The organism is Achromobacter sp. 1011791174 (genome assembly GCF_059760925.1).
Window position 1 is genome coordinate 72247 of sequence record NZ_JCBANH010000007.1, and the last position, 24359, is coordinate 96605.

The 24359-nt window shown below is 68.0% G+C and carries 18 protein-coding genes; 3 read left to right on the forward strand and 15 right to left on the reverse strand.

Going from position 1 to position 24359, the window contains the following annotated elements:
- Positions 1–45: 45 nt before the first annotated feature.
- The 6 genes from AC6LJ5_RS04400 to AC6LJ5_RS04425 form a co-directional block, all read right to left on the reverse strand.
- Positions 46–2436 (reverse strand): 3-hydroxyacyl-CoA dehydrogenase/enoyl-CoA hydratase family protein, encoded by a 2391-nt coding sequence (locus tag AC6LJ5_RS04400; protein ID WP_498139901.1) that lies wholly within the window; start codon positions 2434–2436, stop codon positions 46–48.
- A gap of 223 nt (positions 2437–2659) precedes the next feature.
- Entirely contained in the window at positions 2660–3988 is a 1329-nt protein-coding gene (locus AC6LJ5_RS04405) for an OmpP1/FadL family transporter (RefSeq protein ID WP_103275469.1), read from the reverse strand.
- Between the two features lie 93 nt (positions 3989–4081).
- On the reverse strand, positions 4082–6010 hold the full coding sequence (locus tag AC6LJ5_RS04410; RefSeq protein WP_498139902.1) for a 3-hydroxyacyl-CoA dehydrogenase NAD-binding domain-containing protein: 1929 nt from the start codon (positions 6008–6010) through the stop codon (positions 4082–4084).
- A gap of 40 nt (positions 6011–6050) precedes the next feature.
- Positions 6051–7343, reverse strand: a complete 1293-nt coding sequence (locus AC6LJ5_RS04415; RefSeq protein ID WP_392411058.1) for an acetyl-CoA C-acetyltransferase — start codon at positions 7341–7343, stop codon at positions 6051–6053.
- Positions 7344–7360: 17 nt separating this feature from the next.
- Entirely contained in the window at positions 7361–9706 is a 2346-nt protein-coding gene (locus tag AC6LJ5_RS04420) for an acyl-CoA dehydrogenase (protein ID WP_498139903.1), read from the reverse strand.
- A gap of 58 nt (positions 9707–9764) precedes the next feature.
- Positions 9765–10436: a TetR/AcrR family transcriptional regulator gene (locus AC6LJ5_RS04425; RefSeq protein ID WP_498139904.1), complete on the reverse strand. Its 672-nt coding sequence runs from the start codon at positions 10434–10436 to the stop codon at positions 9765–9767.
- Positions 10437–10819: 383 nt separating this feature from the next.
- Here AC6LJ5_RS04425 and AC6LJ5_RS04430 point away from each other — a divergent pair, with 383 nt between their 5' ends.
- The 3 genes from AC6LJ5_RS04430 (at position 10820) to AC6LJ5_RS04440 (ending at position 14723) form a co-directional block, all read left to right on the forward strand.
- A complete protein-coding gene (locus AC6LJ5_RS04430) occupies positions 10820–12409 on the forward strand; it encodes a glucosamine inositolphosphorylceramide transferase family protein (protein ID WP_103275464.1) in 1590 nt (529 codons plus the stop codon).
- 554 nt (positions 12410–12963) lie between these two features.
- On the forward strand, positions 12964–13713 hold the full coding sequence (locus AC6LJ5_RS04435) for a helix-turn-helix transcriptional regulator (protein WP_498139905.1): 750 nt from the start codon (positions 12964–12966) through the stop codon (positions 13711–13713).
- Positions 13714–14060: 347 nt separating this feature from the next.
- On the forward strand, positions 14061–14723 hold the full coding sequence (locus AC6LJ5_RS04440; protein ID WP_103275462.1) for a response regulator transcription factor: 663 nt from the start codon (positions 14061–14063) through the stop codon (positions 14721–14723).
- Between the two features lie 14 nt (positions 14724–14737).
- Here the strand turns inward: AC6LJ5_RS04440 and AC6LJ5_RS04445 are convergent, their stop codons facing one another.
- The 9 genes from AC6LJ5_RS04445 to gmd are packed head-to-tail and all read right to left on the reverse strand — an operon-like array spanning position 14738 to position 24359.
- Positions 14738–15994 (reverse strand): glycosyltransferase WbuB, encoded by a 1257-nt coding sequence (locus AC6LJ5_RS04445; protein ID WP_498139906.1) that lies wholly within the window; start codon positions 15992–15994, stop codon positions 14738–14740.
- Positions 15991–16650: a putative colanic acid biosynthesis acetyltransferase gene (locus AC6LJ5_RS04450; RefSeq protein ID WP_498139907.1), complete on the reverse strand. Its 660-nt coding sequence runs from the start codon at positions 16648–16650 to the stop codon at positions 15991–15993. Before AC6LJ5_RS04450 ends, AC6LJ5_RS04445 begins: the two co-directional genes overlap by 4 nt.
- The gene (locus AC6LJ5_RS04455) at positions 16647–17534 is read right to left on the reverse strand and encodes a glycosyltransferase family 2 protein (protein WP_103276587.1); all 888 of its coding nucleotides are present in this window, start codon (positions 17532–17534) and stop codon (positions 16647–16649) included. Before AC6LJ5_RS04455 ends, AC6LJ5_RS04450 begins: the two co-directional genes overlap by 4 nt.
- Before the next feature lie 13 nt (positions 17535–17547).
- The gene (locus AC6LJ5_RS04460; protein WP_103275459.1) at positions 17548–18690 is read right to left on the reverse strand and encodes a glycosyltransferase; all 1143 of its coding nucleotides are present in this window, start codon (positions 18688–18690) and stop codon (positions 17548–17550) included.
- Positions 18683–19972: an O-antigen ligase family protein gene (locus AC6LJ5_RS04465; protein ID WP_103275458.1), complete on the reverse strand. Its 1290-nt coding sequence runs from the start codon at positions 19970–19972 to the stop codon at positions 18683–18685. The genes AC6LJ5_RS04460 and AC6LJ5_RS04465 overlap by 8 nt, the downstream gene beginning before the upstream one ends.
- A 39-nt stretch (positions 19973–20011) precedes the next feature.
- A complete protein-coding gene (locus AC6LJ5_RS04470; protein WP_103275457.1) occupies positions 20012–20914 on the reverse strand; it encodes a glycosyltransferase family 2 protein in 903 nt (300 codons plus the stop codon).
- A 22-nt stretch (positions 20915–20936) separates the two neighbouring features.
- Positions 20937–22253 (reverse strand): lipopolysaccharide biosynthesis protein, encoded by a 1317-nt coding sequence (locus AC6LJ5_RS04475; protein ID WP_498139908.1) that lies wholly within the window; start codon positions 22251–22253, stop codon positions 20937–20939.
- A 36-nt stretch (positions 22254–22289) separates the two neighbouring features.
- On the reverse strand, positions 22290–23243 hold the full coding sequence (locus AC6LJ5_RS04480) for a GDP-L-fucose synthase family protein (protein WP_103275455.1): 954 nt from the start codon (positions 23241–23243) through the stop codon (positions 22290–22292).
- A gap of 6 nt (positions 23244–23249) precedes the next feature.
- Positions 23250–24359, reverse strand: a complete 1110-nt coding sequence (gmd, locus tag AC6LJ5_RS04485; protein ID WP_103275454.1) for a GDP-mannose 4,6-dehydratase — start codon at positions 24357–24359, stop codon at positions 23250–23252.

The following is a 24359-nucleotide window of genomic DNA, read 5'->3' on the forward strand; positions in this document are numbered from 1 at the left end:
GCAGCCGGCGCCCCTGGGGGAGGCGCCGAAGGCGCTCGGGGGGGCTCAATTCCGCAGAGGCTTGCCGGTTTCCAAGGTGTGGCGGATGCGGGCCTGGGTCTCCGGCGTGCGCAGCAGCGCCACGAACTCCTTGCGCTCCACGGTCAGCAGCCATTCCTCGTCCACGCGCGTGCCGGTCTCGATCTCGCCGCCGCACAGCGCCACGGCGGCGCTGCGCGCCACGCGGTAGTCGTGCGCGCTGATCATGCCGCCTTCGCGCATGTTGACCAGCATCATCTCGAAGTTGGCGATGCCATTGCGGCCGGCGACCGGCACGTTCTGCAGCCTGGCCGGCGGCACGTAGCCGGCCTGGGCGGCGGCGCGGGCCTGGCCGATGGCCACGAACAGCAGCTCGTCCGGATGGAACAGCACGATGTCCTGCTCGCGGGCGAAGCCGGTCTCGATGGCCTCGCGCGCGCTCTTGGCGACCTGAGCGGTGGCGATGGTCTGGAAGATCGGTTGCAGGAACGGGAAGACTTCGCCGGGCGTGGCGGTCTTGGCGGCCAGCGCGGCCGCGCGGCCGGCGAATTCCTTGCTGCCGCCGCCGGCCGGGATCAGGCCCACGCCGGCCTCGACCAGGCCGATGTAGCTTTCCAGCGCCAGCACGCGGTGCGAGGCATGCATCAGGAACTCGCAGCCGCCGCCGAGCGCCATGCCCTGCACGGCGGCGACGGTGGGGATCTGCGCGTACTTGAAGGCCTGCGAGGCGCGCTGGAACTTCTCGACCGTGGCTTCCAGCATGTCCCACTGGCTGGCGGCGCAGGCTTCGACCACCTGCTGCAGGTTGGCGCCCACGGCGAAGGGAGCCGGATGCCAGATGACCAGGCCGTCGAACTCGCGCTCGGCGCGGGCCACGGCCTGCAGGATGCCTTCCAGCACCTCGGCGCCCAGCGTGTGGTTCTTGGAGATGACCGACAGGATGGCCACGCCCGGATCCACGTCGGGCAGGTTCCATAGGCGCACGCCTTCGTTTTCCCAGACGGTGACGCCACGGTTGTCGGGCGCTTCGCCGAACACGCGCTCGGGATAGATCTGGCGGCGGTACACCGGCAGGGACGAGCGCGCATGCAGCTTGCCGCTGCGCGCCGAATACGAACCCTCGGGCGCGTGCACGCCCTGGCGGGCGGGCTCCAGCGCCCAGGCGGGCAGGGGGCTGTCGCTCATGGCGCGGCCGGCGGCGATGTCCTCGGCCACGGCCTGGGCGATCTGTTGCCAGCCGGCGGCCTGCCAGGTCTCGAACGGGCCCTGGGCCCAGCCGAAGCCCCAGCGCATGGCCAGGTCCAGGTCGCGGGCATTGTCGGCCACGTTGGCCAGCTGCGCGGCGCTGTAGTGGAAGATGTCGCGGAACAGGCTCCACAGGAACTGGGCCTGCGGATGGCTGCTGGCGCGCAGCGCGGCGAAGCGCTTGGCCGGATCGCGTTCCTTGAGGATCGCGCCCACCTCGTCTGCCAGCTTGCCGGCGCTGGGGCGGTAGTCCTGGGCTTTCAGATCCAGCACCTGGATCTCGCGGCCGGCCTTGCGATAGACGCCTGCGCCGCTCTTCTGGCCCAGCGCGCCCTTGGAAATCAGCGCGGCCAGCCACTCGGGCTGCTTGAAATAGCGGTGCCAGGGATCGTCGGCCAGGTTCTTGTCCATGGTGCCGATCACATGCGCCAGCGTATCCAGGCCGACCACGTCGGCGGTGCGATAGGTGGCGCTCTTGGGACGGCCGATCTTCGGGCCGGTCAGCGCGTCGACTTCGTCGAAGCCCAGGCCCAGGCGGGCGGTGTGATGCATGGCCGCCAGGATCGAGAACACGCCGATCCGGTTGGCGACGAAATTGGGGGTGTCCAGCGCGCGGATCACGCCCTTGCCCAGCGTCGACGTGAGCCAGGTTTCGAGCTGGTCCAGCACGCGCGGTTCGGTGTGCGAGGTGGCGATGATCTCGACCAGCCGCATGTAGCGCGGCGGGTTGAAGAAATGGATGCCGCAGAAGCGGTGGCGCAGCTGCTCGGGCAGGGCGTGGCCCAGCGCGTCGATCGACAGCCCGGAGGTGTTCGAGGCGATGATGGCGCCGGGCGCCACGTGCGGCGCGATGCGCTCGTACAGCGCGGTCTTCCAGTCCATGCGCTCGGCGATGGCCTCGATGATCAGGTCGCAGCCCTGCAGCCGTTCGATATGGTCGTCATAGTTGGCGGGCTGGATCAGGGCCAGGCGCGCGACGCCGGCCAGCGGCGCGGGTTCGAGCTTCTTCAGGCCGGCCAGCGCCTTCTTGACGATGCCGTTGCGGTCGCCTTCTTTGGCGGCGAGGTCGAACAGCGTGACGGGCACGCCGGCGTTGGCCAGGTGGGCGGCGATCTGCGCGCCCATGACGCCGGCACCCAGCACGGCGACGTGTTTAACGACGAACTTGCTCAAGGAAGTCTCCAAAAAATGCCCAAGGCTGTGCGCCTTGTTGCGCTTGCCGTCCCCGTGCGGGAAGGGACATGTTGCTCCGGTCCTTCACGAAACGGGCGCCACCCGCCGCGCATACAACGGGTGGCCCCTATTCCTGTCCAAACCGCGCGGAGCCGGCTTTGCCGGTCCGGTCCGCGGCGGCGCCCTTGGGGAGCGTGTGGCGCTCCAGGGTGGGCAGCCCCTGCTAGAAACGCGACGAGACCTGCAGGCCGAAGATGTGGCCGCTGCTGTCGTAGCTGCCCGCCACGCGACCCTTGGCAAGGGCGTTGCCGGAGTTCGTGTCGATGTACGTCTTGCGCAGGTACAGGTAGGTGTAGCCCACGTCCAGCGTCGTGTTCTTGGTGGCCTGCCACTGCACGCCGGTCGAGAACCAGTAGCGGTCGTTGTCCGGCAGCGAGGTGGGGCGGTCCTGTTCCTTGTGGACCGGCGACTGGTCATAGGCCAGGCCGAACTTCCACTTCCAGTCGGGCGCGAACTTGTAGTTCGCGCCGACGGCCAGGCGCCACGTGTCGCGGAAGTTCAGCGGCAGCTCGTCATCCTTGGCGCCGGTGCCCGAGTTGCGGATCTTCAGCGCGGGGATGCTGCTCCAGCCGGTCCACGAGATGTCGCCCAGCAGTTCCCAGCGCTCGTTCAGCTGGTGCGCGGCGCTCAGGATCAGCGTGTCGGGCAGGTCCACGGTCGCCTTGGCGTCGAACGAAGCGGACTGACGGGTCGGCCCGATGTTGTCGATGTCGGTATCGCCCTTGGCCGTCTGGCGGATCTTCGAGCGGTACGACAGGCCGATGCGGGTGTCCTCGGTGGGTTGCAGCATGAAGCCCACGTTCCAGCCCCAGGCGTCGCCCTTCAAATTGAGGTCGGCATCGCCATTGGTGAAGACCGGGCGGCCCGGCACGGGCAATTGCACCACGGTCTTCTTTTTGTACTCGGCGTCGATGCGCTGCCAGTTCAGGCCAAAGCCCATCGAGAACTTGTCGTTGACCTTATAGGCCACCGAGGGGTTCACGTTGATGGTCTTGATGTCGAACTTGTTGGAGTGGTACTGGCCGGCCCAGCCTTCGTCGTACTTGGTCATCAGGCCGAACGGCGCGCCGATGCCCAGGCCGATGAACCACTTTTCATTGAGCTGCAGCGAGGCGTAGAGGTTCGGCACCACGCCGAGCTTGCCGGCGTCGCCGCCGTTGCCGCCGGTGGGACGCGAGCCGCCCAGGCCGGAGCCGGGTATGCCGGGCACGCCGGGATTGCGGCTGTCGCCGTTGTCCGAGAACTTGAACGAGGGCTTGATCAGGTTGACCCCGCCCGAGAAGTTGAAGCCCGGCAGGTACGTCATGCCGGCCGGGTTGTAGTAGATGATGCTGGCGTTTTCCGGATTTGCCGCCGAGCCCGCGTACGCGTTGCCCAGGCCGCTGGCGTTCTGCTCAAGGAGCTGGAAGCCGGCGGAGTGGGCGACGGTGGACGCGCCCAGGCCGGCCACGATGACCGACAGGGTGCTCAGGGACAATGAACGTCTGCTCATGGTACTGCCTCCTCGTGTTGGATAGGTGTCGTTATGGCACTGCCGGGCTCGGCGGCCCGGTCTATCGGCGTGAGCCGTATTTCCTCTACTGCGCTACGTCTTGGTCCTGCCTTGGTAATGCAAGGGACCGCCCGTGAAGGGGGCGAATCCCGTTCCGAAAATCACGCCGGCGTCGGCCAGGTCGGCGTCGGCGACGATGCCCTGATCGACCCGCTGCCGGGTCGCGTCGATCAGGGGCTGGATCAGGCCGGCCGCGAGGCCGGCGGGGGCGGCGGACGCCTTGTCCTTGACGGGCTTGCCGTCGCGCCAGGCATAGAAGCCCTGGCCGGTCTTGCGGCCCAGCTGGCCGCGCGACAGCCGGTCCGCCAGGCAGCGCGGCGGCTCCTGGCCGCCGGCCAGCTCCTCGCCGGCGGCGCGGGCGATGTCCAGACCCACGGTGTCGGCCAGCTCCAGCGGTCCCATCGGCATGCCGAAGGCCACCAGGGCCGCGTCGATCGCGGCCGGCGCGACGCCCGCGTCCACGCTGCGCATGGCTTGCAGCATGTAGGGCGCCAGTACCGCGTTGACCAGAAAGCCGGGCGCGCTCTTGACCGGCAGGGCGAGCTTGTCGATCTGGCCGACGAAGGCGCTGGCGCGCGCCAGCGCATCGGCCGCCGTGCCGTCGGCGTGCACCACTTCCACCAGCGGCATCTTGGCCACGGGATTGAAGAAGTGGATGCCCACCAGACGCTCGGGCCGCGCCAGTCCCGCGCGCAGCGTTTCCAGAGACAGGCTGGACGTATTGGTGGCCAGCACCGCGTCGGGCTTCATGCGCGGTTCCAGCGCGCGATACAGCGCGAGCTTGGCCTCGGGCTGTTCGCTGATGGCCTCGATCACGATGTCGGCCAGTGTCGCGCCTGTGCCGGCGGGATCGGGGATCAGGCGGTCCATGGCGGCGCGGGCCGCGCGCGGGTCCTTCAGGCGGCGCGCGTACAGCGTCGCGGCGCGCTTGATGGCGGGCGCGATGCGGGCCATGTCCTGGTCCTGCAGCGTGACGGTCAGTCCCTTGTAGGCGCACCAGGCGGCGATGTCGCCGCCCATGACGCCGGCGCCGACCACATGGATGCGCCGCGCCGGGGCTGCCCCGGGCTGCCGGCCGTTGGCCTTGAGCCGCTCCTGCAGGCGGAACACGCGCAGCAGATTGCGAGCGGTGTCGGACGCGATGATGCCGTCGATCAGCGAGGGCGCGCGCTGGGCGTCGCCGTCGTGCTGTTCCCACAGCGTCACGATGGCCGGCGCGGCGGGATAGTGGCCCAGGGGATCCTTGGCCGCGATCTGCTTGCGCGCGCGGTTGGCGACGATGGCCTTGAGCGGCCAGCGGTTGGTCCAGGCGGCCAGGCCGCGCGCCTGGCGCGTCGGCTTGCCGGACAGCACCGTGGCGCGCGCGGCGGCTTCCAGCAGGCGCGGCGGCACGCGCGCGTCGGCCAGGCCCAGCGCGGCGGCGCGGCGCGCGTCGGCGCCCCGGCCGGTGAGCATCATGTCCAGCGCGGCCGGCGCGCCGATCAGGCGCGGCAGCCGCAGCATGCCGCCCCAGCCGGGGAAGATGCCCAGCATGACCTCGGGCAGCGCCAGCGATACGCCGGGCTGGTCCGCCACGAGGCGATAGCGGCAGGCCAGCGCCAGCTCCAGGCCGCCGCCCAGGCAGTGGCCCTGGATCAGGGCCAGCGTGGGATAGCGCACGGCGGCCAGCCGGTTGAACAGGTTCCAGCCGCGCGCCACCAGTGCACGGCCCTGCTCGGGCGTGTCCAGGCTGGCGAATTCGTTGACATCGGCGCCCACGATGAAGCCGGTCGGCTTGCCCGAGCGGATCACCAGGCCCTTGGGCGGGTCCTTGTCCAGCGCGTCCAGCACCAGGGCGAGTTCCGCCATGGTGTCGGCCGACAGGGCGTTGACCGCGCTGGCGGCGCGGTCGAAGGTCAACCAGGCCAGGCCGTCGGGGTCGCGCGCCAGGCGCCAGTGCGAGAGGGTGTCCAGTGCGCTCATCGGGCGGTCTCCGTGGTACGCGTCGAGGCGGCGTTGCGGCTCATGCGCGCTCCTCCAGGGTTTCGACCAGCATGGCGCCGCCTTGGCCGCCGCCAATGCAGATGGCGGCCATGCCGCGCCGCGCGCCGCGGCGCTTGAGCGCGTCCAGCAGGTGCAGCACGATGCGGGCGCCGGACGCGCCGACGGGATGGCCGATGGCGATGGCGCCGCCGTCGATGTTCAGGCGATCGGTGTCGAGCTGGCCCCAGGCCGGCGTGCCGAAGTGCTCCTGGCAATAGGCCTCGTCGCGCCATGCGGCCAGGCAGCCTAGCACCTGGGCGGCGAAGGCCTCGTTGATCTCCCACAAGTCCAGGTCATTCAGGCCCAGACCGTGGCGTTGCAGGATGGGCGTGGCGGCGTGCACCGGACCCAGGCCCATCTGCGCCGGATCCAGGCCGGCCCACTGGCTGTCGACGATGCGGCCCAGCGGACGCAGGTTCCAGCGCTGCACGGCCTCTTCCGATGCCAGCACCAGCATGGCCGCGCCGTCGGTGACCTGCGAGCTGTTGCCGGCGGTGATGTTGCCCCAGGGCTTGTCGAACACGGGCTTGAGCTTGGCCAGCTTTTCCGGGGTGGAGTCGGCGCGCACGCCGTCGTCCTCGGGATAGAGCGTGCCCTTGGCGTCGATGATCGGCACGATCTCGGCCAGGGCGCCGGCGGCGCGCGCCGCCAGCGCGCGCTGGTGGCTGCCGGCCGAGTAGGCGTCCATGGCGGCTCGGTCGATGCCGAAGCGGGTGGCGACGTTTTCGGCCGTCTGGCCCATCGACAGTCCGACCACGGGATCGGTCAGGCCCTTGAGCAGGCCGATGACGGGCGCCAGGTTGCGCAGCTTGAAGCGGCGCAGCGCGGACAGCTTGGCGCCCAGGCCGCGCGCGGCGTACCAGCCGGACAGCCAGCGCACCATGTCGTCCGAGAACAGCAGCGGCGCGCGCGACAGCGCGTCCACGCCGCCGGCCACCACCAGTTGCGAACGGCCCGACTGGATGTTGGCGATGGCCGAGTCCAGCGCCTGCATGCCCGAGGCGCAGTTGCGCATCACGGTCCAGCCCGGCACGCGGTTGCCGCAGCCCAGGCGCAGCGCGATCACGCGGCCGATGTTGACTTCGTCGGGCGAGGGCGCGGCGCAGCCAATGATGACCTCGTCCACGTCGGTGGGCGAGAAGGGCTGGCGCAGCAGCAGCGCGCGCCCGGCCTGCACGGCCAGGTCGCCCGCCGAAAACGGGCCGGGGCCCGTGCGCGCCTTCAGGAAAGGCGTGCGGGACCCGTCCACCACATATACCGGTTTGAATGCCATCCGTGCGTCCTTGGTGCTCATGCGGCCCGGCGCTCGGCGGCGGGACGGATCGCGCCCGCGCCAAGATCGAAGGGGAAATCGTCCACCTTGACCACGGTGTCGCGCAAGGTGTTTCTGCGCTTGACCACGGCGTATTCCTCGTCGGTCAGGCCGCCGGCCGCATAGGCGGCGTCGGCGATGTCGCGCACGTTGGCCTGCGGATTGCCGTCCAGCGCGCCGCGCTTTTCCAGCTCGCGGATCTTGGCCTCGATGGGTTCGGCCTCCAGCGTGGCGGCCAGCGCCAGCTCGATGGCGCCCACCGGCTCGTCGGCGGTGGCGGGCAGGTGGCAGCCGGCGGTCAGGCGGTCGCGGGCGGCGCCCGGGTTGATCAGCAGCTTGGCGACCTGCTGGCCCAGTTCGTCCGAGGGCAGCGATTGCGGATGGCCCCAGGGGAAGACGATGCGGCGCAGGACCCAGGCGACGAAGCGGTTCGGGTAGTTTTCCAGCACGCCGTCGAAGGCTTCCTGCAGGCGGAACAGCGCGTCCTGGATCGACCAGTGCGCCAGCGGCGCATCGGCGGCCTGGCGGCCTTCGTCCTGGTAGCGCTTGAGCGTGGCGCTGATCAGGTACATCTGCGACAGGATGTCGCCCAGGCGCGCGGACAGGCGCTCGCGGCGCTTCAGGCTGCCGCCCAGCACCAGCATGGAGGTGTCTGCCAGCAGCGCGAAGGCAGCGCTGTAGCGGCTGAGCTGCTGGTAGTAACGCTTCATCTCGGGCGCGACGTCGGCGTTCACGCCGACCAGGCGGGCGCCGGTAAGCGCGGTGCCCAGCGCGCGCAGCTTGTTCTTCACGACGAAGCCCACGTGGCCCCAGAAGGCGCGGTCGAAGTCATGCAGACCTTGCTGGCGGTCGGACGATTGCGCGGCCTGCATCTCGGCCAGCACGTAGGGATGGCAGCGGATCGCGCCCTGGCCGAAGATGATCAGGCTGCGGGTCAGGATGTTGGCGCCTTCCACGGTGATGCCGATGGGAATCTGCTGGTAGGCGCGGCCCAGGAAGTTGGACGGTCCGAGGCAGATGCCCTTGCCGCCGATCACGTCCATGCCGTCGTTGACGACCTGGCGCGCGCGCTCGGTGACGTGGTATTTGACGATGGCGGAGACGACCGAGGGCTTTTCGCCCAGGTCCACCGCGCCGGCGGTCATGCTGCGCGCGGCGTCCATCATGTAGGTGTGGCCGCCGATGCGCGCCAGCGCTTCCTCGACGCCCTCGAACTTGCCCACCGGGGTGCGGAACTGGCTGCGCACGCGGGCATAGGCGCCCACGGCGCGGGCGGTCAGCTTGGACATGCCGGTGTTGGAGGACGGCAGCGAGATCGAGCGGCCGGCGGCCAGGCATTCCATCAGCATGCGCCAGCCCTGGCCGGCCATGGCGGGGCCGCCGATGATGAAGTCCAGCGGCATGAACACGTCCTGGCCGCGCGTCGGGCCGTTCATGAACATGGCGTTCAGCGGGAAGTGGCGGCGGCCCGTGTCGACGCCGGGGTGGTCGTGCGGCACCAGCGCGCAGGTGATGCCCAGGTCCTTCTCGTCGCCCAGCAGTCCGTCCGGGTCATACAGGCGGAACGCCAGGCCGAGCAGGGTGCAGACCGGCGCCAGCGTGATGTAGCGCTTGTCCCAGGTGACGCGCATGCCGACCACTTCGCGGCCCTGCCATTCGCCCTTGCAGACGATGCCGCTGTCGGGAATGGCGGCTGCGTCCGAGCCAGCCCAGGGGCTGGTCAGCGCGAAGGCCGGCACTTCCTCGCCGCGCGCCAGGCGCGGCAGATAGTGGTTCTTCTGCGCGTCGGTGCCGTAGTGCAGCAGCAGCTCGGCCGGGCCCAGAGAGTTCGGCACCATGACCGACACGGCCAGCGCCGACGAGCGGGTCGACAGCTTGGTCACGATCTCTGAATGCGCATAGGCGGAAAAGCCCAGGCCGCCGTAGGACTTGGGAATGATCATGCCCAGGAAGCCCTGGTTCTTCAGGTAGTTCCAGACATCGGCGGGCAGGTCGAAGCGTTCCTGCGTGACTTCCCAGTCGTTGACCATGCGGCAGGCTTCCTCGGCCTGGTTGTCCAGGAAGCGCTGCTCATCGTCGGACAGGCGCGGGCGCGGATAGGCGTGCAGGCGGCTCCAGTCGGGACGGCCGCGAAACAGCTCGCCTTCCCACCATACGGTGCCGGCCTCGAGCGCGTCGCGCTCGGTGTCCGACATCTGCGGCAGCACCTTGCGGTACATGTTGAAGATCGGGGCCGACAGCACGGCTCGTCGCAAGGGACGCAGTCCCAGCAGGACCACGGCCAGAAGCGCCAAGACGAGCAGCGCAAGAAGGATCGGGTGCATATTCTTGTCTCCTATCGCAATGTTCGGCCCATTGCCGGGGGCCTGACCGTTGCTGGCTCTAACAGGATGGCCGCTGCGGCAGCGGCGCGCGCAGGCCCCCGAGCAGGAAGCTCATCAGGCGCGGCAGCAGCAGTTCGGGGTTGTTGGGTTGTTCGGCTTCGTCGATGACCCAGCCGGTGACCGAGCGCAGCAGGTCCGTGCCGATGATGGCGTAGGACGTCGCGCCCAGCATGAATTGAAAGCGCCACATGATTTCGGCGCGCGGCACGTCCGGCAGCGCCGCGAACAGCGCGTTGCGGTAGCGGTCCAGCACGTCCGCGTATTCCTCCGCGAACAGCGCGCGGATGAAGTCCGTGGGGTCGGACATGGTGCGTTCGAGCAGCGGCAGGAAAGTGCTGCCCGCCTGCTCCGGGTCGGCGGCCAGGCGCAGCAGCGTGCCGATGAAGGCGTCAACGATTTGCGAGGGCTTGAGCGGCTTGCCCTCGGCTTGGGCTTCGAGCTCGTCCAGCAGGCGCATGCGCTCGCTGTTGAGCACGGCCAGGCGGCGCTTGAGCACCGCCTGCACCAGCGACTCCTTCGAGCCGAAGTGGTAATTCACGGACGCGAGATTCACGCCGGCCGCGCCAGTGATCTGGCGCATCGACGTGCCGTCATGACCCTGCTGGGCGAACAACGCCTCGGCAGTGTCCAGGATGGATTCCCGGGTTGAAGAGGATCTGAGTTCTTGCATGAGGTTGAATTCAAACGTTCGTTTAAATTGAGTATGCGACAGATTTCCGGCAAGAGCGAGTCCCTGCAATCCCGAATAGGGTTTACCCCAAGGGGCATGAGACAAGGCAGAGGGATGCCGGCCGCCGCGCCCCGCGCGCCGCGCGCTGCTACGTCCGGATGGATGAACTCCCCCGGCGAATTTGGCCGAGGCAAGGGCGCTCGGCGGGCGCGCCATGCGCCATTTGGCTTCGTGCGCCAGCCCTAGGCTGAAAGCTCGCTGGAAGATGCCTGCGAAACGTTTCAGTATCCGTATGAAGGCTGTGTAGCCATGCCCTTATGGTTGCGCCGCCAGCCCGCCGGCTGGCGGCGGCTGGCCCTTGCCCCGACACAGGAGCTGGAGAAATGAAGACCTACAGAGTGGGACTGCTGGTCGACGGATACGAGCAGCCCGGCTGGATGCATGAGCTGGTCGAATGGCTGGCGCACAGCCAGGACTTCCAGATCGCCGCCCTGCTGGTGGCCGGCCGCGCGGGCGCGGAAACGAAGGCGCATTTCGGCGCGAGGGCTTTTTTCGGCGCGCTGTCCCGTTTCGAGTCCCGGCTGCTGGGAAGCAAGCCGCGCGCGCAGCTGGCTTGCCGCGACCTGCGCGAGCACCTGCCCGGTCCCGATACTGAGATCGTCGAGATGACGGCAGGCGGCGGCGCGGAGCGGTTGGCGCCGCCGGGGCTGGACCTGGTGATCGTGCTGGGCGCGCCGCCTGTGCCGCGCGAGCGTATCGCGGGCTGGGCGCGCCAGGGCGCCTGGCAGTTGAGCTATTCCGACGTTGCGGTTGCCAGCGGCAGCTATGCGGGATTCTGGGAGGTGTATCAGCGGGCGGATCACACCACGGTCAAGCTGTGGCGCCTGGGCGCGAGCGAGGACGAGGACGAGCTGCTGGACCAGCGCAGCTTCAACACCGAGATCTTCTGGCTGAAGAATCGGGCGCGCGCATTCTGCCTGGGCAACTTCATGGTCCGCGACGCGCTGCAGGCGCTGGCGCGCGCGCGCCGCACGCCGCCGGCTGGCATGCAGATCATGAGCGGCGAGCGGCGCCGGGATCCGGTGGCCTGGGACGGCGCGGCGTATGTCGCCCGCCAGGCCTGGTTAATGGCTGATTTTATTGTGCGTCGCATCATGAAACGTAACGTGCGCTGGCGGATAGGCATGTTTCCGTCGGGCCGGCAGCAGGCGGTGATATCCGAAGCGATGGTGTTGCAGCCACCCAAGGGCAGGTTTTTCGCTGATCCCTTTGTATATACCCACGATAAACAGCCCTATATATTTTTCGAGGATTACGACTTCTCCTCGCGCAAAGGGACGATCTCGGTCGCGACGTACTCCGACGGGGCTTTCCGCCTTTTGGGGACGGCGCTGAACCTGCCGTACCATTTGTCGTTCCCGTATATATTTGAATATGAAGGTGTCACCTACATGGTGCCGGAGACCTGCGGTAATCGCAGCATAGAATTATGGAAATGCACGGATTTTCCATTGAAGTGGGAGCTTCAATATAATCTGATGAGTAATGTTTCCGCTGTCGATACGATAATATTCAAGCACGGGGAATACTGGTGGCTATTGACCAATATCGACAGGACGGACGGGCAGAGCCATTGCGACGAGCTGTTCGCGTTCTTCGCCGATTCGCCGCTCTCCACCAATTGGACGCCGCATGCCTGCAACCCCATCGTGCGCAACCCGATGCGGGCGCGCAACGCTGGAATCGTTGTCTCGCCTGGCGGAGACGTCATCCGCTGCGCGCAGTACCAGGGCTTCTGCCACTACGGCAAGGGCGTGTCGCTCAACCGGATCGAGCAGTTGTCGCCGCACTCCTACGTCGAGGATGACGGAGAAATACACTACGCCAATTTTCTGGGACGGCGTCATGCTTCGATGCACCATTGGCATCATCAGGGCGGTCACACGGTATTCGACTTCGCCTATATGGAGTAAATGACCGTGCGTCCAAAAAAATAAAAGTGTTACCTATATTTCGATTAATCGGCCCATATCCTGGGGTGATGTGTCCGGCGCAACATATCGATAATTCTTGCCACGCCGGCGTCCCATCGGGCCAGGCACCAGGATGGTGCCAGCCTCATCCCCCGAAGCTTGCCAACAGCCGAATTCCGGGCTGTCATTCGGCTTTCTCCGCCCGTGGGAAGGCCTTTTCCTCTCTATGAAACTCCGTGTAAACCCTAGCGTCGAAATGGATGAGAACGTGTTTTCATCCTTATTTACGAGGGCGATTAAGGCTAACGATTGATTTCTGTTTTTGTCGGATTATATCGCCCTGAAACGTCTTGATTTTGCAAATCCCGAACCATAAGATGGACTCATGCCATCCGCCGTAATGGTGGCTACCAAAGTCTCCCAGCCAAAATACCCGGATACGATGTATTCACATATCCAGGGCTACCGCGGACCCGCTTCGCGGGGCTGGAAAAATAAGTCTTCAGTACAGCGAAGATCCCTTCTAGGCCTGTCTAGTAAACCGGGAGGACATCATGGCCAAGATGGTCCTGATTGAAGCTCATCCGCTGCTGCGGCTGGGTTTGTGGCAGATTCTGAGCAAGTTGGATGACGTGTGGGAGATCGAGGGGATGGGCCTGGCGGACGTGTCCACGGCCGATGGCGTCCATGCCGGCGCTGATCTCCTGATCTACGGACTTCCGGTGGATACGGATGAGGCCTGGAGCGCGTTGCATGAGATCCAGCGCGTGCTCACCCCCAAGCGCATCCTGCTATTGACCGATGTGATGCCCTTGCCGATGCCCGTCCAGGGTCTGCCGGGCGCCAGCGTCTACGGCTGTCTGATGAAGACCGCATCGGTCGAGATCCTGGAGGCGGCGATCCGGCTGGTGATGGCGGGAGGACAGTGCTTCCCCAGCGAACAGGCCTTGCAGGCGCCCGCCCAGACGATCTGCGCGTTGCCGGCGCATGACGCTGATGACGCCGCGGCCAAGGGCGCCATGCCCATCAGCGCGGGCGCGCAATTGCTGCAGATCACGCCGCGCCAGTACGAGGTGCTGGTGTTGCTGGCCAGGGGCTATCCGATCAAGACGGTCAGCCGCATGCTCAACATTTCGGTCGCCACCGCCAAGACGCATGCCTGCACGCTCTATCAGCGCCTGCATGTGAAGAACAAGGGCGAGGCCGTGTACGCGGCGTTGCAGCGCGGCGCCACGCTGGAATGGCACGAGCCCAACGGCAGGGAAGTCGACGCAGGACAACTATACGGCCGCAAAGCAGGCTGATACCGCGCGCGCGCCAGCTGCCGACCCGGCAGGCAGCCTGGCCCGACGCGATGCCGCCCCGCCTTCCCTCCTAGTGCTTTCATCGCAGTTCCGCCTGCATTGCGCAGCGCCTCAGTCCTCCCCCAATCATCCTCCTGAACGAGATTCAACGGCGATAGCCGCTGATAGCATGGTTCGTGTCCGCAAGTGCGGGCCGGGACGGCGAACCACAGCACGCCGCCCGGGCCGCAGCAGCGGACAGGATTCCCGTGAACCGCGCCGTCGCGCGGCCGCGCGCGCATCGCGATCCGTCTCGCGTGCGACATGGGAACCGCATTTGGGCCCTGTGTCGCAAGGTTCCATTCGGGATGACAACCGTTCTAATCGAAGACTATGCGTTGCTTCGCGTCGCCATCCAGCATGTGCTGGAGCGCGTGCGCAAAACGGACGACATCCTGGCGATCTCGCCGGCCCAGATGCTCAACCTGCCCAATTCGCTCAACCGTCCGGTGGAAATGCTGGTGGTCGGTTGCGGCGGCATCGCCGAGAACGATATCGCGCTGTTGACACAGGCCATCGCCTTCTTCGGGCCCAGGCTGGCGATGGTGCTGTATTCCGTGCTGGATCAGGCGGTGATGGCGGCTTGCGCCCGCGCGGGCGTGGCCGGCTATCTGCCCAAGGCATCCAGCCCGGACGCCCTGGCGGCCGCGGTCAGCCTGGTCCAGGCGGGAGGCGAATGCTATCCGCAGCCGGCTGGCCGGCCGCTGCCGCGCACCGCCGCGCCGGCGCTGGAGCTGCGCGAGCTGACGCAGCGGCAGGCGGAGATCCTGCAGCTGCTGGTGCAGGGCAAGACCATGCGCGAGATCGGCGAGCAGGTGGGCATATCGGTGGCCACCGTGAAGAGCCATGCGCGCACGTTGTACTGGAAGCTCAATGCGCGCAACCAGGCCGAGGCCGCCTATGTCGCCGTGCAGCTGGGGCTGGTCAGCGGCGTGGGCCTGCCGCCGACGCCGCGCGAACCTTCGGAGTGATCGGACGGACGCCGTCAGGCGTCGCGGGCGCGCGAGGCCTGTGTCCTGCCCGGGACGGCAAGGGCCGCCAGTTCGCGCTCGGCCGCGCCCAGCACCGCGTCCACGTGCAGATGAGCCAGGGCATGGCGCCGCGCGGCCTGGCCCAGCGCGGCCCTGGCCGCGCCGTTTTGCGCCAGGCTGAGCACGGCCTCGGCCATGGCCGCCGCGTCTTCAGGGGGAGTCAACAGGCCGCAGCGCGTGATCACGCCCGCCAGTTCCGTGCCCGGCGCGGCGCCGCAGACCACAGGACGGCCGCTGGCCAGCATGCCGGTCAGCTTGGACGGCATGACGAGGTCGGCCGCGCCCGCGCGCTGCGGCAGCAGATGGATGTCCGCCATGCACAGCAGCTCGCCCAGGCGTTCGGCGGGCTGCAGGTCCAGGAAGCGTGCGCGCGCCAGTCCGGCGCAGCGCGCCTGCAGCGCGGCCCGTTCCGGTCCCTGGCCGCAGAAAACGAACCACAGCCGCGTTTCGCCTTCCAGGCGGCGGGCCACGTCGGCCAGGACCTGCAGGCCCTGCTTGCCGCCCATGTTGCCGGAATACAGCGCCACGATCGCGTCGGCGGGGATGCCGAGTTGCGCGCGGTACGCGCCGCCGTCCAGGTCCGGCGTGATCGCCTGCGCGTCGATCCAGTTCGGCAGCAGCACGGCGCGGGCGGGCTCCACGCCCTTGTCCCTGGCCAGCGCCAGCATGCGTTCGGAAATGGTGGAAACGCGGTCGAAGCGGCGCATCAGCCAGCGCTCGGCGCGGGCGACGGCGCGGCGCAGCCAGGCGCCCTTGAGCAGGCCCAGCTCGAACGCGGCGTCCACTTCATAGTCCTGCACGTGCAGCCAGGCGCGAGCGCCGCACAGCCTGGCGGCCAGCCATGCCGCGGGCGCGCAGAATAGCGCCGGCTCGACCACCAGGATGACGTCGGGCCGCCCGGCGGCGGCGCGCAGCAGGCTGGGAAGGCTGGACAGGGCGAAGCTGGCCAGGTGCAGCAGGCGCTTGACGCCGCCGGGCCGCGCCGGCACCCACAACGGGGCGCGGCGCACCGAGACGCCGGCGCGCTCCTCGTGCGCATAGCGTCCGGCGCGATAGCCGTCATGCACCCGCCATTGCGGATAGTAGGGCGGCGCCGTGACTACGCTGACGCAGTGTCCGCGCGCGGCCAGCCATTCGGCCAATTCCGCGCTGTACTTGCCGATGCCGGTAAGTTCGGGAGCGTAGTTGATGCCGTAGATCAGGATCTTCATGCGCGCTCCCGTCCGCGCGCACGCACGGGCCTGCACGGCGTGCCGTGGCAGACCATGGCGGGCGGCAGATCGCGAAAGACGGAGCTGCGCGCGCCCACCACGGCTTCGCGGCCCACGGTCACGCCGGGGGCGACGAATACGTCGGTGGCGACCCAGGCGCCGTCCTCGATGCGCACCGCGCGTTCGCGCAGCGGGAAGTCGGGTTGGTCCGGGTCATGGTCGGCGGCGCACAGGTAGCTGCGCTGCGACACCACGGCGTGCGCGCCGATGTGCACCGGCCCCAGGCTGTAGATCACGGCATCGTCGCCGATCCAGGCATGCTCGCCGATGTCGACTTTCCAGGGATAGGTCACGGTGGCGCTGGGCCGGATCAGCGCCTTGGCGCCGACGCGCGCGCCGAACAGCCGCAGCAGCCAGCGCCGGAACCCATAGGCGAACTGCGGCGACCAGCGGAACAGGGAACCCTGGACCAGCCACCAGAGCTGCACCGTCAGCGCGGAGCGGCCGCGCTGGCCGGGCGCCAGTGTGAACAGGTCCAGCCGCTGCAGCGCGCCAGGCGGGTCTCCGACGCGTGGCCAGACATGCGCCGCATCCGTCGCATCCGCGACATCCGCCTCGCGCGCCGGGCCCGCGTGGAACCGACGGGCGGGGATCATTTCGCCGCTCCCGCCACCACCTTGTCGTCGCCATCCTCGGCGCAGGCCTGTCGGGCCTTGCGGATTTCCTCGGTCTTGATGCGGATCTGCCAGTAGTACATGGCGCGCGCGACCGCATAGTCGAAGCCGGCCTTGCCGTCCAGGAAGCCCAGGCGGAATACATAGGAATGCAGGAAGGAGATCGGAGCCTTGAACGGCAGCGCGTGGAACAGCCGCTTGAGCAGCGCGCGGCCGCCCAGGTTGGCTTCGCGCGGGTCGTTCATCAGGCCCTTGACGCGCAGGCTTGCCTCCCAGTCCGAGTAGCGGTTGTGCTTGTCGAAATAGTGGAACAGCGAGTCATGGTCATTGTGGACCATGGGCTCGCGCAACGCGAAGGTCTGGCCCTGTACCTGGGGCTGGTAGTGGCCCTCGACTTCCCACATGTGGGCCACGTCCAGGTCGTCGTAGTCCAGGAAGCGCGAGCGGTCGCGGGCCAGCAGCGCCAGCTTGTAGACGCGGTGGCCGTGTCGCAGCTTGCGGCCGCAGAACACGTAGTCGAAGGGCACGAAGGCGCCGCCGGCGCCGGCCTCGAAGCGCGGCAGGCTGGCGCGGATTTCGCGGGCCAGCGCCGGCGTCATCTCTTCGTCGGCGTCGACGTACAGGACGACCGGGTGCGAGAAAGGCAGCTGCTCCAGGCACCATTGTTTTTTCTTCGGATACTTGCCGTTCCACTGGAAGTCCACCACCTTCGCGCCCAGCGAGGCGGCCAGCGCGCACGTCGCGTCGGTGCTGCGCGAGTCGATGACGAAGACTTCGTCGAACTCTGCCAGCGCCTTCAGGCACTTGGCGATGTTGCGCTCTTCGTTCTTGGTCATGACCACAACGGATACCGGTATTTTCTGCATGATGCGATCCAGGTCAGGGCGCGCCACGGCGCATCAAGGGCTGGAATAGCGCAATGACGTCGCGGCAGTGCCGGTCTAGGGAGAATGCGTCGGCGCGGACCGGCCCTTCGGCGGCCAGCCGTTCGCGCGTCGCCGTGTCGTAGGCCAGGCGCCGGACCGCCGCCGCCAGCGCGGGCGCGTCGCCGACCGGGACCAGCAGGCCGTAGCGGCCGGCGTCCAGGATCTCGGCCGGGCCGTGCGGGCAGTCGGTGGAAATCACCGGCACGCCCAGGCACAGGGCCTCCACCAGCACGTTGCCGAAGCTCTCGCGCACGGAGGTCAGGGCGAAGGCGCCGGCCCGGGCGATGGTGGGGAAGGGGTTGTCGATATGACCCGCCAGGCGCACCGTGGTGCGGGACGGCCGCGCATCGATGCGGCGCTGCAGGGCCGCGTGCTCCGAGCCTTCTCCCACGATGGTGAAGGCGATGCGCGGATCATCCAGCAGCGCGGCCGCGTCGATCAGGGTGGCGTAGTCCTTGACCGCCTCCAGCCTGCCGACCGCGACGACCTGGTACGGTTCGTCCCTGGCGGCCGGAGCCGTCGCGGGGGCCGGCGGCGAGACGCTTTGCTCGCGCACGTCGTCCAGCGGCACGCCGTTGTAGATGGTATGAACCTTGCCGCGCAGCGGCGGGAACATGCTGACCAGATCTTCCTTCACGCCCTCCGAGACGCCGACCACGGCATCATGGCGGCGGTAGGTCTGGCTGACCAGCCAGTATTTCAGGCGGCGCATGCGCGAGGCGCCGTAGTGGATGGCCGGGCTGCTGTGTTCGAACGCCACAATGGCGAAACGGCCGCGCAGGATCTTGCGGGCGGCCACGGCCAGCATATTGCACAGCAGCCCGTGCGAGCACACGATGGCAGGCTTGTCGCGACGGATCTGCGCCAGCAGTCGGGCGAAAGCCAGCGGCAGCGCCAGTCGCAGCGCCGTCGGCGATTCGATCACCGGCAGCGCCTTGACCACCTTCGGATTGTCGATGGGGTATTCGCGGTTGCGGGCGCGCAGCAGGAACAGCGAGGCATCGACCCCGTGGGCGGGCAGGCCGTCGGCGATGAAGGCCACGCATCTTCCGACGCCGCCGTGCAGGTCCGGCGCGACAAACATGACATCAGGCATGGGGCAGCACTCGCGTCAGGGTCCGGCGCGGCGCATCCGGACGGTTGCCGGGATCGGCGGGATCCCGCGCAGGCACGGGCATGGCGCGCGCGTTGCGCAGCAGGGACAGGCAGTAGCACAGCAGGAACCCGGTGAAGGCGGTCTTGGGTGCATAGGCCAGGCCGCCCGACATGGAGTCGATGAAGATGTAGATGGGCGCGGTGGCCAGCAGGTAGCGCCGGTGCAGTTCCAGGCCGGGATGGGCGTAGCGCCGGAACAGCGTCAGCAGCAGGATCAGCAGGGGCGGCAGCATGATCATGATGGTGCCGACCAGCCCGAACTTCATCAGGTAGAAGGCCCAGGAGTTGTGCGCGAAGGTGCTCAGCTCGAAGCCATTCTCGCCCATGACCCAGCTGCGGAATCCCGCGCCCTTGCCGAACACCGGGCTTTGCGCGAAGAAATCCATCTGGCCCTGCATCTCCTGCACGCGCGCGCCGTAGCTGGAGTCCTCGTCCAGCCGCTCGACGCTGAAGATGCGGTTGGTCAGCACGTCCAGGTAGCCGATGCTGGCGAACACCAGCACGCCGGCGACGGCGGCGGGCGCGAAGATCAGCACCACGCGGCGGCGCACCTCGGAGCCGGACGCCAGCATCATGGCCAGCAGCACGGACACGGCCAGCTGCAGGTACTGGCTGCGGTTCAGCGAGAACACCAGCGCCAGCAGCATGTAGAGCGTCAGCGCATAGGCCTTGGGGCCCGAGATCCTGAGCGTGCGCCGGAAGTAGAGCAGCGACACCACGCCCAGCGGAATCGCCCAGACGCCCAGGCGGACATTGCGCACCGGGTTGGCGATGCTGAAGCCCTGCAATTGTTGCAGCAGCATCAGCGTGGCCACCGTCAGGCAGGCTGCGATGATGTACTTCTGCAGCACGGCATAGGCATGCGGCGTGTCGATGTCCTTGTAGCAAAGAAAGGGCGTGGTCAGGAAATAGAACACGATGCGCAGGTCGCGCGCCACGTCGCCGGTCTCGATGCCGGGATGGTCGATGGACACCAGCAGCAGATAGGCCACCGACAGCGCCTGGATGCCCAGCAGCAGGCCCAGCGCGCCGCGCGGCAGCGCGTAGGCCGCCGGATCCGCCAGCCGCATCGCCTTGACGACGAGGATGGCGACGAAGATGACGTCGAAGGGCGACAGCTTGAAGCTGCCCACGCCGAGGATGAAGCTGTCGTCGTTCAAGGCCAGCGCCGTGAAGGCGAACAGGCCCAGCAGGTGCAGGGTGGACAGATGGCGGCTGTGCATGACGGCGGCTCCGTGGCGCTGGGCGGATGGCGGACGCGCCTAGTGCGCGGTCCAGTCGTCCCGGCCCAGCAGCCGGGTGGCGAGCTTTTCGAACAGGTAGGACAGGTCGCCCTGGCGGGCATGGGCCGCCACCTTCGAGGCGCGGCAGGACAGTTGGAACAGCTTGCCCAGGCCGGGCTCGCTGTTGCGGATGCGGTCGACGATCTGCTTGCGTTCTTCCAGCAGCACGTCTTGCATCAGCGCGGTCTTGGTCTCGTCGTGCGCGGTGTAGACGCCCATGGCCTCGGGCACGATGACGTTCTTGCCCTCGCGCAGCAGGCGGCTCCACAGTTCCAGGTCCATGCAATAGCGCATGCTCTCCTGAAGCAGTCCGTGCTTTTTCAGCAGGTCGCGCCGGAAGATGGCGGACTGGTTCGGAATGGACGCCTTCACCACGGTCAGCGTGCCCCGGTTGACCGGGGTGTAGTGGATCTTGCGGAAGATGCGGTTGTTGGCGTCGGCCACGAACAGGTTGCCGCTGACGATCGGCGCCCGGCCGCGCGCCGCCGCCGCGCCCAGCTTGCGCAGCGCGCCCGGGAAGTACAGGTCGTCCGAGTTCTGCCAGCCCACGTATTCGCCGGTGGCGCGCTCGAAGCCCTTGTTGATGGCATGCGACTGGCCCCGGTCCGGCTGGCTTTCCCAATGGGTCAGATAGCGTTCGTACTTGCGGATGATGTCCACGCTGCCGTCGGTGGAGCCACCGTCGATGATGATGTATTCCAGCCTCGGATACCCCTGATTCAGCACGGACAGGATGGTTCGCTCCAGGAAGCGGGCCTGGTTGTACGACGGGGTCACGATGCTCAGCTTGGGCAGCAGGCCGCCGGCGATGGGGGCGGGCGGACGCAGCTCGCGGACGAAGTCGACCAGCTCGCGGGTGTATTCATTGTGGCGCTTGCTCATGGGGGCCTCTTCCTGGTTCGGTTTAGCGGGTGGCGGCGGGCATGGCGCCCTGGAATTCCGGACGGGACTGGCGGATCGCCAAGGCGACGCCGGCCAGGGTGATGACGGCATACGCCATGCGGCCCCAGGCTGCGGCCTGTTCGCCTGCGCTGGCGGCGAGCGCGGCCATGATGGCAAGCATGGCCAGTCCTCCGAGTCCGTTCAAAATGGCGATGGCGCGCGAATTGCCCATGCCCAGCAGCGAAAAGTGCGCGGCCGCGTTCAAGGACAACAGGCCCGACGCGACGATCAGCAGCCGGAATGTGTGCAGATGGCCGGCCGCGATGGCCGGTCCCAGCATCAGGTCCAGCAGCGGCCGGCTGGCGGCCAGCACGGCCAGCGTGGCGCCGGCAGACAGCGCCAGGTTCCACAGCATCTGCCGGCGGACTTCGCGTTCGGCGGCGCCGGGAAAGGGCGGCGCCGCCAGCAGCCGGCTGACGCGCGGCATGGCTTTCTGGAACACCGCCACCGAGGCGGTATGAATCATCTGGCCGACCTGCACGCCGACGGTGTAGATGGCCAGCGCGGCCGGGCCCATCAGGCCGCCGACCAGCACCCGGTCCACCGAGCCGAAGGCCAGCGCGCTCAGGCTGTTGAGCCAGGACCAGCGCGAGAATCTGAAGGCCGCCATCATGGCGGGACGGTCGATCACCGGGCGCAGCAGCGCATGGCCGTAGGCGCGCGAGAACACGAACATCTTGACGGTGCCGGCCAGCAGCAGGCCGAGCGCCTGCGCCAGCGCGGTCCAGGTCGGCGAGGCCGTCACCAGCGCCGCGGCGCAGGCCAGCCCCATGGTGCCGGCGCGGCTGAAAGCCTCGCACAGCGCCGTGGCGCGGAAGTCCTCGCGTCCCTTCAGGCAGCCCGATAGCAGCTGGTCGTATTGCTGGGTCAGGTAGACGGCCAGCGCCGGCATGGCCAGCAGCGTGACCGCCACGCCGCCGAAGGTGGCGCCGGGCCAGCCCAGGCCCACCACCAGCCACAGCAGCAGGGCGATGGCCGAGACCACGGCCAGCGCGCAGCTTATCAACGCCATGCCCACGCCCGCGGCGCGGTAGGCGCCGCCCGGTTCGTGCGCGCGTTCGGACACCAGCTTGGTGGCCGTGACCGCCGCGCCCAGGTTGGCGGCGTTGCCGAACCCGGCCAGCGCGATGATCATGGAATATTGCCCGAAGCCGATCGTGCCCAGCTGCCGGAACAGCAGGGGCAGGGCGACCAGCGCGGCGGCCGGTCCCGCGCCGTACTCCACCAGCCCCCAGAAGGAGGCATTGCCGGCGACGTGTCTGCTGAGGAAAGCGCGCATCGGTAAGCCTGTCTGTCGTCCTCGCGGGCGCGACCCTCAGGCCACGGGCACCGCCTGTTGCGGATGCTCCCGCAGGAAATGGCCGTAGGCCAGCTCGATGCCGTGCGCGAGCGAGATCTCCGGACGCCAGCCCAATGCCCGGATGCGTCCGGAGTCCATCAGCTTGCGCGGCGTGCCGTCGGGCTTGGACCTGTCATAGTCGATCGCGCCGCGAAAGCCGACCACCCGCGCGACCAGCGTGGCCAGTTCCGCGATCGCGATGTCCTGGCCGGCGCCGATGTTGTAGATGCCCGTGGCATCCGGGTGCTCCATCAGCATGACGCAGGCGCGCGCCAGGTCGTCGACGTAAAGGAACTCGCGCAGCGGCGCGCCGGTGCCCCAGATCGTCACGCTGGCCTGTCCGGCCTCGCGGCCTTCGTGGAACTTGCGGATCAGCGCCGGCAGCACATGGCTGCTGTGCAGGTCGTAGTTGTCGCGCGGGCCATACAGGTTGGTCGGCATGGCGCAGATGAAGCGCGCGCCGTGTTGCCGCTGGTAGGCCTCGCACAGCTTCAGGCCGGCGATCTTGGCGATGGCGTAGGGCTCATTGGTCGATTCCAGCGGGCCCGTCAGCAGCGCGTCCTCGCGCAGCGGCTGCGGCGCCTCGCGCGGATAGATGCACGAGGAACCCAGGAACAGCAGCTTGCGCACGCCGGCCGCGTAGGCGGCGCGGATGACGTTGCTCTGGATCATCAGGTTCCGGTACAGGAAATCCACCGGGTGGTTCTGGTTGGCCAGGATGCCGCCGACCTTGGCGGCCGCCAGGTACACCACGTCCACCGGCGTGGTGGAAAAGAAGCGGTGGACCTGGTTCTGGTTCTCCAGGTCCAGCTCCTGCCGGCCGCGCGTGATCACGTTGCGATAGCCGCGCCGGTCCAGTTCGCGGGCCAGCGCCGCGCCCACCATGCCGCGATGGCCTGCGACAAACACCCGCTGATCCAGGTTCGTCATGGCGGCTTACTCCTTGTAGGCGTAGATTTCATAGCCGTTCTGCTCGACCAGCGCGTCGCGCCGGGCTTCCTTCAGGTCGCTCTCGACCATTTCCTTGACCAGCTGCGCGAAACTGGTGCGCGGCGACCAGCCCAGCTTCTCGCGGGCCTTGGTGGGGTCGCCCAGCAGCGTCTCGACCTCGGTCGGACGGAAATAGCGCGGGTCCACCCGCACGATCACCTGACCCGGCTTGATGTCGTGGATGGGGCTGAACAGCACGGTGGCGGTTTCCTCCACGCCTTCGCCTTCCCAGGCCAGCAGCAGGCCCAGCTCGCGCGCGGCGGTATTGATGAATTCACGCACGCTGTACTGCCGGCCGGTGGCGATGACGTAGTCCTCGGGCTTGTCCTGTTGCAGCATCAGCCACTGCATTTCCACGTAGTCGCGCGCATGGCCCCAATCGCGCAGGGCGGACAGGTTGCCCAGGTACAGGCATTCCTGCAGGCCCAGCACGATGCGCGCCAGGCCGCGCGTGATCTTGCGCGTGACGAAGGTCTCGCCGCGCTTGGGCGATTCGTGGTTGAAGAGGATGCCGTTGCAGGCGTACATGCCGTAGGCTTCGCGGTAGTTCACGCTGATCCAGTAGGCGTAGAGCTTGGCGGCGGCGTAGGGGCTGCGGGGATAGAACGGCGTGGTCTCGCGTTGCGGCGTTTCCTGCACCAGGCCGTACAGCTCGGAGGTCGAGGCCTGGTAGAAGCGCGACTTGTCTTCCAGCTTCAGGATGCGGATCGCTTCCAGCAGGCGCAGCGTGCCCAGGCCGTCGGCGTTGGCGGTGTATTCCGGTTCCTCGAACGACACGCCGACGTGGCTCTGCGCCGCGAGGTTGTAGATCTCGTCGGGCTGCACCGATTGCACGATGCGGATCAGGCTGCACGAATCGGTCATGTCGCCATGGTGCAGCACGAAGTTGCGGGGCTGGTCGTGCGGATCCTGGTACAGATGGTCGATGCGCGCGGTGTTGAACAGCGATGCCCGCCGCTTGATGCCGTGCACCTCGTAGCCCTTGGCGAGCAGGAACTCCGCCAGATAGGCGCCGTCTTGGCCTGTGACGCCGGTAATCAGTGCCCGTTTTGGCAT